General features: G+C 68.4%; 10 protein-coding genes. 4 read left to right on the top strand and 6 right to left on the bottom strand.

The window, feature by feature from the left end; all coding sequences use genetic code 11:
* The first annotated feature begins 41 nt into the window (after window positions 1-41).
* Window positions 42-962: a choline sulfate utilization transcriptional regulator gene (locus IGS68_RS24710; protein ID WP_201075069.1), complete on the top strand. Its 921-nt coding sequence runs from the start codon at window positions 42-44 to the stop codon at window positions 960-962.
* 551 nt (window positions 963-1,513) lie between these two features.
* On the opposite strand, the gene IGS68_RS24715 is transcribed toward IGS68_RS24710, so the two are convergent.
* Window positions 1,514-2,998, bottom strand: a complete 1,485-nt coding sequence (locus tag IGS68_RS24715; protein WP_201075071.1) for a DUF2264 domain-containing protein — start codon at window positions 2,996-2,998, stop codon at window positions 1,514-1,516.
* A 511-nt stretch (window positions 2,999-3,509) separates the two neighbouring features.
* Between IGS68_RS24715 and IGS68_RS24720 the strand changes: the two genes are divergently transcribed.
* On the top strand, window positions 3,510-3,710 hold the full coding sequence (locus IGS68_RS24720) for a hypothetical protein (RefSeq protein WP_201075073.1): 201 nt from the start codon (window positions 3,510-3,512) through the stop codon (window positions 3,708-3,710).
* 58 nt (window positions 3,711-3,768) lie between these two features.
* On the opposite strand, the gene IGS68_RS24725 is transcribed toward IGS68_RS24720, so the two are convergent.
* Together IGS68_RS24725 and IGS68_RS24730 are read right to left on the bottom strand one after the other, a co-directional pair.
* Window positions 3,769-4,911, bottom strand: a complete 1,143-nt coding sequence (locus tag IGS68_RS24725) for an FAD-binding oxidoreductase (protein ID WP_201075075.1) — start codon at window positions 4,909-4,911, stop codon at window positions 3,769-3,771.
* Between the two features lie 27 nt (window positions 4,912-4,938).
* Entirely contained in the window at window positions 4,939-6,222 is a 1,284-nt protein-coding gene (locus IGS68_RS24730; protein ID WP_201075077.1) for an aromatic ring-hydroxylating oxygenase subunit alpha, read from the bottom strand.
* 123 nt (window positions 6,223-6,345) lie between these two features.
* On the opposite strand from IGS68_RS24730, the gene pabB reads away from it, so the two are divergent.
* Both pabB and IGS68_RS24740 read left to right on the top strand, forming a co-directional pair.
* A complete protein-coding gene (pabB, locus tag IGS68_RS24735; RefSeq protein ID WP_201075079.1) occupies window positions 6,346-7,707 on the top strand; it encodes an aminodeoxychorismate synthase component I in 1,362 nt (453 codons plus the stop codon).
* Window positions 7,704-8,504, top strand: coding sequence for an aminotransferase class IV (locus IGS68_RS24740; protein ID WP_201075088.1), 801 nt, complete (start codon window positions 7,704-7,706; stop codon window positions 8,502-8,504). Before pabB ends, IGS68_RS24740 begins: the two co-directional genes overlap by 4 nt.
* Before the next feature lie 107 nt (window positions 8,505-8,611).
* Here the strand turns inward: IGS68_RS24740 and IGS68_RS24745 are convergent, their stop codons facing one another.
* Genes IGS68_RS24745 through proV form a run of 3 tightly spaced genes read right to left on the bottom strand, consistent with a single transcriptional unit; the run spans window position 8,612 to window position 11,705 of the window.
* Window positions 8,612-9,508, bottom strand: a complete 897-nt coding sequence (locus tag IGS68_RS24745; RefSeq protein ID WP_201075090.1) for a glycine betaine ABC transporter substrate-binding protein — start codon at window positions 9,506-9,508, stop codon at window positions 8,612-8,614.
* A gap of 45 nt (window positions 9,509-9,553) precedes the next feature.
* Window positions 9,554-10,462, bottom strand: a complete 909-nt coding sequence (locus IGS68_RS24750; RefSeq protein ID WP_201075091.1) for an ABC transporter permease — start codon at window positions 10,460-10,462, stop codon at window positions 9,554-9,556.
* A 4-nt stretch (window positions 10,463-10,466) separates the two neighbouring features.
* Window positions 10,467-11,705: a glycine betaine/L-proline ABC transporter ATP-binding protein ProV gene (proV, locus tag IGS68_RS24755; RefSeq protein ID WP_247881066.1), complete on the bottom strand. Its 1,239-nt coding sequence runs from the start codon at window positions 11,703-11,705 to the stop codon at window positions 10,467-10,469.
* Between the last annotated feature and the right edge of the window lie 54 nt (window positions 11,706-11,759).

Raw genomic sequence — 11,759 nt, forward strand, 5'->3', positions numbered from 1 at the left:
CGTGAAGCCGCTCGTTGATCATGATGGTATGAGGAGCGCTCATGTCGATCCGCCGCCCGCCGCTCCAGCCGCTGGCCTTCTTCGAGGCCGCCGGCCGCCATCTGAACTTCAGCGCCGCGGCGCGCGAGCTGGGCGTGACCCAGTCCGCGGTCAGCCATCAGGTCGCCTGGCTCGAAGCGGACCTGGGCGTGCCCTTGTTCCGCCGGCTCCACCGGGGCGTCGCCCTGACCGCCGAGGGCGGACGCCTGTTCGAGGTGGTGCGCCGGGGACTGGACGAGATCGGCGCGGTCCTGGCCGCGATCCGGGCCGGGCGCGGGCGCCGGGTCCTGAACGTGGCGACCGACTTCGGCTTCGCGGCGTGGTGGCTGATGCCGCGCCTGGCGGAACTGCGCGAGCGGATGCCCGACCTGGACGTCCGCATCGTCACCTCGCAGGACGCGATCGACATCCGGCGGGAGGCGATCGACGTGGCCGTGAGTTTCGGCACCGGCGCCTGGCCCGGCTGCACCGCGCGCCCCCTGTTCCCGGAAGTCGTCGTCCCGATCTGCAGCCCGGGCTTCCTCGACGGATCAGGCCTTTCCGCCCGCCCGGAACTGCTGGAGTCCCTGCCGCTCCTCCACCTGGAGAGCTCGGACGCGGCGCCCTGGCTGTCCTGGCGCGACTGGTTCGAGATCCACGGAGTGACCGGCCGCCGGCCGGCCGGCCTCGACCTGACCTTCAACAACTATCCCCTGGTCCTCCAGGCGGCGCTGATGGGCCAGGGCGTGGCGCTGGGCTGGTCGCCGCTGGTCGATGCGCTGGTGAGGGGCGGTCAGCTCGTCGCCGCCGGGGAACCATACGAACGCGCCGACCGAGGCTATTTCATCGTCGAGGCCGAGCCCGGCGGCTCCGTCCCGCGACCGGCCGGCGAAAGCCGCGAGGTCTTCAGGACGTGGATCCTGGAGGAGGCGGAAAGGCGCTGACGGATCGCTTTCCGTCGGAAACCGCCGAATACTTACGTGCCAATCGTCGCACTATGGGATTCGCACAGGTTCCTGCCACAGATGACGGCGATGGACAAAGATACGGACCTGATCATCTGAGGATATCGCCGTCATCTGTGGCCAGCTTTCTTCGTTTCATGCCGGCTTCGAACAAGGCAGGTTGGATGCGGGCCAACCTGACGATGAAGAACGCTAGAATTGCACCCGATCAGGTCGAACCTTCCGAGATATCTGATCCGATGCGTTGCGCCATGGGCGCAACCTACGACCTTCGGCTCGCATCACCTCCGCCCTGCATCGAACCGTAGGTTGCGCCCATGGCGCAACACGGTGCGGCGAGTGAACCCGTTGGCTGCGAGGACCGGAGCGGTTCAACCCGATCGGGTTCCGCTCCAACGATCGCGGGCTGTTTCGCCAACGTTGACCATTCTCGAGATCAAAGTCGGCAACAGCCTGATCATATGAGGATATGCCGCCGATCCGCATTGGCGCATATCCAAGGTGCCACGCTCCAGCCGCCCTTGCCTCCCTCACTGCCGCGTCGGAAAGGGCTCGGCGGTCGAGTAGAACCTGCCTTCGTACTTGACCGCGTGGTTGTAGGGCCGGTACAGGCGCCTCGTCAGGGTCTCCATCGTCCGGCGCAGCAGCGTGTGGTCGCCGACCGGATGCTCGATGTCCGGGTTGGCGGGAATCTCGATCGTGATGTCGCCGGTCGCCTGCCGTCCGGAAACCTTCCAGCCGATCTTCTCCAGGTCCAGGTCGTAGTCGGCGACCTCGACCGGCAGGGGCTGCTCGGGATCGGTCCAGAAGGGCGAGCCCGGCGGCTGGAGGAAGGCCATGACGAGCGACCTCAGTCCCCAGTGGCAGCTTCCGGTGCCCGTATAGGCTTCGACGAAACGGAGGTCCTGGCCGTAATAGCCCTGGGTCAGCTGCCCGCCCCGGAGGGCACCGCGCTCCACGAAATGCCGCCAAACCGCGTCCAGGGCGCGCCGCGCCTGCCCCGGCGCGACGTTCTCGGGCGCTGCGGCGGCTTCCGCCACGACGGCGGCCGGAACTGCCGTGCGGTAGCAGACGCTGCGCCCCATGATCGGAACGCCCTTGGGACTGATCAGGTGGAGGATGTTCGAGGTGGACGCCTGGAGGGCATCCGCGTTGAAGTCGCCGTCGAAATCGGGATCGACCATCCGGATCCAGGCCAGTTCGTAGCTGATGCCCCAGGCATTGTAGAAGTCGATGCCCTCGGGGTTGTCGAAGAACCAGCCGTGCCCGCGGTAATGACCCATGAAGGTCCTGTAATGGTGCAGCGGAACCTCGGCGCCCGCCACGCCGAGGTCCTTCAGCACGATACCGACCATCAGGGGAAAGAAGTGCCAGTTGTTGTCGCGGACCTTCACGGTCAGGGCCGGAGCCAGCCAGGCGGCGATCCGGTCCCGCTCGGCAGGGGTCAGGCGGTCCCAGATCCGGTCCCGGGTCATCCACAGGATGCGGGCGACGTCGGCGGCCTCGACGGTGCGCTGGTTGTAGTCCCGCAGGTCGCCCCAATAGGCGTCGCCGTCCCTGTCCGTCCCGGCCAGCACTCCGGCCCGCAGGACCTCGACCAGATCCACGGCGCCGATCTCGCCGCCGAGGCGGACCACCGGATCGCGCCCGGAATGGACCCAGGCCGCCGCCAGGACCGCCGTCCTGGCGAACCCTTCCAGGCCGTTGATTTCATAGCCCGCCCCGCTCGGCGCGCCGGGGTACTGGACCCGTTCGCCCCTGGGCGAGCGGTATGCCATGTACCCTTCCATGAAGTAGGTGAACAAAGCCTCGTACCGTTCCTCCACTCCGGCCGCGGGATCGAGAAACGCCGACCGGAGCGCCTGGTCCCGCCGCGTCGGCTCGACCTCGGCGTCGTAGCTCAGCCAGCCCGGAATGCCGCGCACCTCGAGATAGGCAGCATAGGCGCCGCCGCCGAGAAGGAACAGACCGGTGACGAGAAAAAGGAACCATTTACGCGAAATACGCGACTTCATTCAGAGTCAGACCTCGATGCGCCGGACAGACGAACGCCCCGGCATCCTGTGCGGACGCGGGCTGCCGAGGCCACGAACCCGGATTGTCCACCCTCCGGATCGGGATATCCGTGAGTTGTATCTCAGGGGCGGCAAGAAAGCGAAGCTACAGGTTGAGAAAATACGGACGCCTTCAAAGTTTCCACGACGATCCCGAGGTCATCCAAAAGCCTGGGAAAGGGGTCGGAGCGAATTGACGGGTCGATCGGATCCTTGCCCGCTCGACCGGATCGAGCCGGCACGCCGATGTCGGGAGCGGCTGAAACCCACCCCGGCTTCGATGAACGGGATGGAAATCTTACGATGATAGGTGTAAAAGCCTATGATCCATTCTTCCCGAAGAGCCCCGCCATGCCCGATACCGCCGTCCAGGCACACGCCCGCCGCCCGGAAACTTCCGGCCGGGTTCGGCGACGGACGGCGGCCGATGGAGGAACCGGACCCGGATGCTCGCAGGAGGTTACGGCCAGTGATGACGGATCATGACATTCGCGGCCTTACCCCAGGGGTGTCGACGATCGAGCCGGCGGATTCCGGCACCGTGCCTCATGTCAACGCGGCCGGGGGCCGGCCGCCCATGCCGGTGCCGCGCGACCCGCAGGCACCGGAAGAAGCCGGACCCAGCCCGCGCCTCGAACTCGCCGATGGAGCCGCGGCGCATGACGACAAATGATGACATTTCCGGCCTTACCCCCGGGGGTCGGCCCCCGCTCCGCCGACCGGCACCCCGCCTACCGGTCCACCACCACGTCGCTGGTCGGCTTGGAGCAGCACAGCAGCACCTGCCCGGCGTCGATCTCGCGCTGGCGGATGCCGCCGCCATGCTTCATGTCCACGGTGCCGGCGACCAGCTTGCTCTTGCAGGTGCCGCACAGGCCCTTGGTGCAGGACGACGGCAGGCGCATGCCCGCCACCCGGGCGGCGGTCAGGATGGACGTCCCGGCGTCGCATTCGATCACCCGGCCGGACTTCGCGAATTCCACCCGGAAAGTGCGCGCGACCGCCTCGGGGGGCGGCACCGGCACCACCGTCGAAGCCGCCGCCGCGTCGGGCTGGGCCTCGGCCAGGGCCGCGAAATCGAAGCTCTCCTCGTGGTAGCGCCGCATGTCGAAGCCGGCCTCGGCCAGCATCGCCCGGACCGCCGCCATGTAGGGCGCCGGGCCGCAGGTGAAGACCGTCCGCTCCGGCAGGTCCGGCGCGATCAGCCGCAGCATCGGCAGGGTCAGCCGGCCCCGGAAGCCGCTCCAGGCGCGCTCGGTGTCGGTCGTCTCGCACACGTAGGCGGTCGAGAACCGGGGCAGGTTGCGCGCCATCAGGTCCAGCTCGGTCCGGAAGATGATGTCGGCGGGGCTGCGGGCGCTGTGGACGAAGACGATGTCCCGGTCCTGGGCCAGGTCGTGATAGGTCCGTGCCATCGACATCAGCGGCGTGATGCCGCTGCCGCCGGACAGGAACAGGTATTTCGGCGCCGGATGGTCGATCGTCGTGAAGTCCCCCAGCGGACCGACCGCGCGCAGCTCCATCCCCGGCTTCAAGGTGTCGTGAAGCCAGTTGGAGACGGGGCCGCCCGGCACCCGCTTGACCGTGATCGAGATCAGGTGGCCCCGTGTCGGCGCGGACGAGATCGTGTAACAGCGGTTGATCACCTGCCCGCCGATCGGCAGGTCCAGGGTGATGAACTGGCCCGGCTTGTAGCGGAACAGGCGCGGCTCGCGCGCCGAGAAGACGAAGGTCCTGACGTCATGGGTCTCGTCCCGGACCTGCCGGCAGACCAGGACGTCGTCGATCTCCGGGTCCCATCCCGGCAGCTCCCGGGTGACCTGGGACGCCAGGGCGTCTTCCGCGGAAATCTCCAGGACAGGTGCGTCGGTCATCAGCATCACCGCTTTCCTGCTCTCATCTCAGCGTGCGCCGTCGCCCGCAGCGCGGGCGGCGTTGTGGGCCGACATGCGGCCGACATACCAGTTGGTGAATTTCTCGACCAGCATCTCGGTATGGACCGAATAGGGGCCGGGCTCGTAGGCCGGGCTGCGGGCACCCGACTGGGCGTAGCCGACCAGCTCGCCGTCCTGGTTGTTGGTCGCGGCCCAGACCGAGATCAGGTTGCGCAGGTCGTAGTCCACGCCTTCGACCGCGTCCTTGTGGACCAGCCACTTGGTGCGCAGCAGCGTGCGCTCCGGGCTCAGCGGCAGCACCGAGAAGGTCACGATGTGGTCGCTCATGAAATGGTGCCAGGAGTTCGGCTGGGTCCAGACCGACAGCCCGCCAAGTTTGGAATCGGTGAGATTGCCGAGCAGCTTCCGGCAGGCGACCTGGGTGTTCATGGTCTGGGACTCGCCGTGCTGATCGATCGGCAGGCGCTGGGCGCGATAGCCGGTCACCCGGTCGTCCAGATGGTCGACCTCCCGCGCGCCGATGCCCCGGGCCTCGCATCGGGTCTCCAGGTCGCGGACCAGCCCGTCGTAGCGGGCGATCTGCTCGCGGCCGACCTCGTCCACCTCGTCCGGCGCAAAGCCGAAGCCGTAGGCGAACAGCGGGATGGTCAGCTCGGGATGGTTGACCGAGCAGTGGTAGCACTCACGGTTGTTCTCCATCGTGAGCTTCCAGTTGCCCTCCTCGACCAGGTCGATCTGCTGGACGACCTTGGCGTTGGCGATGTCGTGGGGCGCGATATAGGGCTCCAGGTCGCGCGCCATGTCCTCGATGTCGGCCGGCGGCTCGGCGGCCAGGCAGATGAAGATCAGGCCGGCGACGTTGCGCAGGTGGACCTTCTTCAGGCCGTGGCACCCCGTGTCGAAGCCCGGTCCCATGTGCTCGGCGAACAGCAGCGAGCCGTCCAGGCCGTAGGTCCACTGGTGGTAGCGGCAGACGATGTTGCCGACCGTCGTCTTCTCGTCCAGCACCAGCCGGGCGCCCCGGTGGCGGCAGACATTGTGGAAGGCCCGCAGGCCCATGTCGTCGTCGCGGGCGATGATGACCGAGGCGGTTCCGATATCCACCACCATGCAGTCGCCCGGCTCCGGCACGTCGGGCTCGACGCCGACATAGATCCAGTGCCGCCGGAAGATGATGTCGAGGTCCGCTTCGAAGATCTCGCCGCTGGTATAGAACGGCGCTTCCAGGCTATAGCCCGGCTTGCGGCGCCGGAGCAGGCTTTCCAAAGAGGATGCAACCATCGTCGACATTCAAGGGCTCTCCCGCGGCAATCGGGCGCTCGTCCCGCCCGACGCCGATGGTGCGACGGACGGACTGGCCGGGCCTCCGCAAATGCGTCATTTTTCTCTCAAAGCGCGACATCGTCCGAGACCATGATCATCCGAGAGATCCCCTGGCGCGACCCCGTCCCGGCCTTCGCCCCCTGGGCGTCGGACCCCTTCGCGGTGCTGTTCGACAGTGCCGCGGACGGGGATGCCCGCAGCCGGTGGAGCTACCTGGCGGTCGAGCCCTTCCGCACGATCCTGGCCGGCCCGGGCGGCGTCGAGGCGGACGGGCGGCCGGTCCCGGGCGATCCCTTCGCCGTGCTGGAGGCCGAGCTGGCGCGGAACCCGGTGGCTCCCGGCGCGGGGCCGGCACCCTGGTGCGGCGGAGCGGCGGGATTCCTGGGCTATGGCCTGGGGCGGCACCTGGAACGCCTGCCCGGCCGGCACGGCGACGACCTCGGCCTCCCGGACATGGCGGTCGGCCTCTATGACGTCGTGGTCGCCTTCGACCACCGGGAGCGGCGCTGCTGGATCACGTCCCTCGGCGGTACCGGAAAGCTGGAGTCGGTGGGCGCACGATTGGAAGCCGCACCGCAGGCTCCCGCGGAACCGCCCTCCGCCGCCGGGCCGTGGCGGGCGGAGCTGACGCGGGCCGAGTACGAGCGGCGGGTCGGCCGGGTGCTGGACTATATCCGGGCCGGCGACATCTTCCAGGCGAACTTCACCGGCCGCTTCACCGCCGGCCGGCCGGCGGATCTGTCCGCCTTCGATCTGTACCGACGGCTGCGGTCCCTCAGCCCCGCGCCCTTCGCGGCCCATGCCGCCTGCGGCCCCCGGCTGACCCTGGCCAGCGCGTCGCCGGAACGGTTCCTGAAGCTGTCGGCCGATGGCCGTGTCGAGACAAGGCCGATCAAGGGCACCCTGCCGCGCGGCGCCACGGCGGAAGAGGACGCGCGCAATGCCCGCACCCTCGCCGCCAGCGCCAAGGACCGGGCCGAGAACCTGATGATCGTGGACCTGATGCGCAACGACCTGGGCCGGGTCGCCCGGACCGGCAGCGTCACGGTGCCCAGCCTGTGCGCGCTGGAGAGCTTCGCCAGCGTCCATCACCTGGTCTCCGTGGTGGAGGCGCAGCTTCGCCCCGGCATCGGCCCGGTCGGGCTGCTGCGCGCCACCTTTCCCGGCGGATCGGTCACCGGCGCGCCGAAGATCCGCGCCATGGAGATCATCGACGAGCTGGAGGCCTGCCGGCGCGGTCCCTATTGCGGTGCGCTGGCCTGGATCGGGTTCGACGGCGCCATGGACAGCAGCATCCTGATCCGCACCCTGATGGTGACGCCGGACCGCATCGCCGCCCATGCCGGCGGCGGCATCGTCTCCGACAGCGACCCGGCGCGGGAGTACGAGGAGATGCTGGTCAAGATCGCGCCGCTGCTGCGGGCGGTCGATCCGGAATGGAGGGCGGAATGAGGGTCTGGCTGAACGGCGCCGTGGTCCCGGCGGAGGCGGCGCGGATCGACCCGGCCGACCGGGGCTTCATGCTCGGCGACGGGCTGTTCGAGACGATCCGCGTCGCGGCCGGGCACCCCCGCCACCTGGACCGCCACTTGGCGCGGCTGGCCGGCGGAGCGGCTGTGCTGGGCATTCCCCTGCCGATGGATGCCCCGGCGATCGCCGCCGGGATCGCTTCCCTGCTGGATGAGACGGGACTGGCGGAGGCTTCGGTGCGGCTGACCCTGACGCGGGGACCGGCGCCCCGCGGCCTGCTTCCGCCAGACATGCCCCGGCCGACGCTGCTGGCGACGGTGGCACCGGCCCCGCCTCCCCCGGCGCCGGCTCGTGCCGTGATCGCCCGCTCGACCTGCCGGAACGAGCTGTCCCCGCTCTCCCGGCTCAAGAGCCTGAACTATCTCGACGGCATCCTCGCCCGGCGCGAGGCGGCGGACCGCGGCGCCGACGACGCGCTGATGCTGAACACCCGGGGCCGCCTGGCCGAGGCCACGGTCGGCAACGTCTTCGCCGTGATCGACGGCGTGCTGGTGACCCCGCCCGCCGCCGAGGGTGCGCTGCCGGGCATCGCACGCGGTCTTGCGATCGAGCGCCTTCCCGTGATCGAGCGCCCCGTGACCGTCGAGGAGCTGATGCGTGCCACGGAGATCGCCGTGACCAACAGCCTGGGCGTCAGGCCGGTGGCGACCCTGGAAGACCGTCCCCTGGAAGGCCGCGCCGTGGCCTCCGAGCTGGCCCGGGTGATCGGGTTCGCGTAGGTCGGCCTTGGCCCGCAGGGCCAACGCCGACACTCTGCGCAAACGTCGGGGTCCGCCGTCGGCGTTCGCCCTGCGGGCGAAATCAAAAGTTACGACCGAAGACCCCCTCAGCCGGCCTTCAACTGGCCGGTGACCCAGTATTCGATCCGCTCGGGATTCTTCTGGATGTAATTGTCCACCGCCTGCTCGTAGCTGCTGCCCTGGGCCTCGAACATGATCGCCTCGACGTCGGCCAGCGGCAGCACCATGCGGCCCAGGAACTCATAGGCTTCCGGCTGCTCCTGGTAGAAGCCCTTGCGGACCAGCTTGTTGACGCTCTCCAGCCCGCCGAGCGCTCCCTTGGGATCGTCCAGGTAGCGCAGCTCGTGCTTGGCGAACATCCAGTGCGGGCTCCAGCTCGTGGCGACGATCCAGTCCTTGCGGCGCTCCGCCCGCTCGACGCCGGCGAGCATCGCGGCGTCGCTGGCCGAAATGAGCTGATAATCCGTCAGGCCGTAGTCCTTCAGCGCCTTTTCGGACGCCTGCATCAGCCCGGCGCCGGGGTCGATGCCCTGGATCTTGCTTCCGAGCTTCTGCTTCACCTCCGGTTTCTTCAGGTCCTCGATGGTCTTCAGTTCGGATTCCGGTATATAGGCCGGCACCACCCAGCCCAGCTTGGCGCGGGTATACATGGGACCGAGATCGACCACGTCCTGCCGGACCTTGTCCAGGTAGGGCTTGTGGGTCAGCGGCTGCCACGACATCAGCATGGCGTCGAGGTTGCCCGACGCGATGCCCTGGTACTGGATCCCGATATCGGCCATGGTCAGCTGGACCGTGTAGCCCATCCGGTCCTCAAGGACCTTCTTCGCCAGCTTGGTCACCGCCTCGGCGTCGGACCAGGCCGTCCAGCCGATGTTGATCTTCTTCTCGGCGGCCAGCGCGGGGCCGGCCAGTGCGGCCACCATCACGGCGGCGACGGCCGAGGTCGCGGCGATGCTCAAAGTTCTGGAAAAAATTCCCATCTTCTGTTAGCCTCCTGTATCATCGTTTTGATTATTGCCCGGCGCCTAATGCGTCGGGTTCGAACGGGGAGCCGAGGGCATGAGCCGCTGCATGAAGGCCGGCACCGCGAACCGGCCCTTGGACGGCGCCGCCGCCCTGGCCCCGAAGCTCTGGGTGATGCGGTCCAGGATGATCGCGAGCAGAACCACCGCCAGGCCGCTCTTGAAGCCCAGCCCGATGTCGAGCCGCTGGATGCCCTGGAGCACCACGTTGCCGAGGCCGCCGGCGCCGATCATCGAGGCGATGACGACCATCGACAGCGCCAGCATCATGGTCTGGTTGATGCCGGCCATGATCGACGGCCGGGCGTTGGGAAGCTGGACCCGGAACAGCAGCTGGCGGTCGGTGCAGCCGAAGGCACGGGCGGCCTCCACGATCTCGACCGGGACCTGCTGGATGCCCAGCGCGGTCAGGCGGACCGCCGGGGGCATCGCGAAGATCACGGTGGCGATGATGCCCGGGACCCGGCCCAGGCCGAAGAACATGACCGCCGGGATCAGGTAGACGAAGGCCGGCATGGTCTGCATGAAGTCGAGCGTCGTCTTGGAGATGCCCTCGACCAGCTTGCTCCGCGCCATCCAGACGCCCAGCGGCACGCCCAGGATCAGGCTGAGCATGGTGGCCGCCAGCACAAGGCCGAGGGTCGAGATCGTCTCCGTCCAAAGGCCCATGGAGACGATCAGCAGCAGCGCCACCAGCGTGAACAGCCCGAAGCGCAGGCTGACCCGCCAGCCGGAGAAGGCGGTCAGCAGGACGATCATCAGCCAGACCGGCAGGGCCAGCAGCGCCCCGTCGATCGTGGCGCCGAAGCCGTCCACCACGGCGGCGATGCCGTCCAGGAACGGTTGGAAATTGTCGAGGATGTAGTTGACGAGGTCTTCGACCCAGATGTCGAGGGGGATCTGGAAGTCCATCGGGTCAGCCCTCCCGATCCAGGGTCTTCAGCAGGGACGAGGGCGAGATCGAGCCGACCAGCTTGTTCTCGCCGTCCACCACGGGGACCGGGCATTCGGTCGAGGCGACGGTGCGCATCACCTCGTGCAGCGGCGTCTCGGCAGAAATCGGGTCGACGTCGGGCAGGAAGGCGTGGACGAAGCGGGGCTGGTCCTCCGCCGCCAGCGCGCGCTCCAGCGAACTGCGCGACACGGTGCCCTGGTAGCGCTGGTCCTGGTCGTGGACGTAGCCGTATTCCTGGTTGCCCCCGGCCAGCTTCTCCAGCGCCGGCTGGAGCACGCCCGGCGTGCGGACGACGGCCGTCGCCTCCTGGAAATGCGCCACATCGCCCGCGCGCAGCACGCGCGACACGTCCACGTTCCGGAAGAAGGAGCGTACATAGTCGTCGGCCGGGTTGCGCAGGATTTCGTAAGGCGTTCCGACCTGGACGATGCTGCCGCCCTCCATGATCGCGATCCGGTCGCCGATCCGCATGGCCTCGTCGAGATCGTGGGAGATGAAGATGATGGTCCGCTTGTGCTCGCGCTGGAGGCGCAGCAGCTCGTCCTGCATCTCGGTCCGGATCAGCGGGTCGAGCGCGGAGAAGGCCTCGTCCATCAGCATGATGGTCGGGTTGTTGGCGAGCGCCCTGGCAAGGCCGACGCGCTGCTGCATGCCGCCCGACATCTCGCGCGGATAGCGGCCGGCGTACTGGCCCAGCCCGACCTGCTCCAGCGCCTCCAGGGCGGCCTCGTGGCGCTTCTGCTTGGGCACGCCGGCGATCTCCAGCCCGAAGGCGGCGTTGTCCAGCGCGGTCAGGTGCGGCATCAGCGCGAAGGACTGGAACACCATGCTCATGTCCTTGCGGCGGACGCCGATCAGCTCCTTCTTCGACATCTGCACGAGGTCGCGCCCGTCGAACACGATCTTGCCGGCGCTCGGCTCGATCAGGCGGTTGAGCAGGCGGATCATAGTCGACTTGCCCGACCCGGACAGGCCCATGATCACGAAGATCTCGCCGCTGCGGACCTGGAAGCTCGCATCCTTGACGCCGACGGTGACGCCCAGCTTCTTGAACACCTCGTCCTTGGTGGCGCCCGCGTTCAGCATGTCGAGCGCCGGCTTCGGGTCGTCGGCGAAGATCTTGTAGACGTTGGAGACGTCGAGCCGGACATCGCCCGCGGCTTCCTTGGATTTCGTGCCGACCGGTCGAGCTACGGCCACAGGCGCCGATGCCGCACCGGGGGCCGCCGGAAATGAGCGCAGCGGAGCCGATTG

Source organism: Skermanella sp. TT6, assembly GCF_016653635.2.
GTDB classification, from domain to species: domain Bacteria; phylum Pseudomonadota; class Alphaproteobacteria; order Azospirillales; family Azospirillaceae; genus Skermanella; species Skermanella cutis.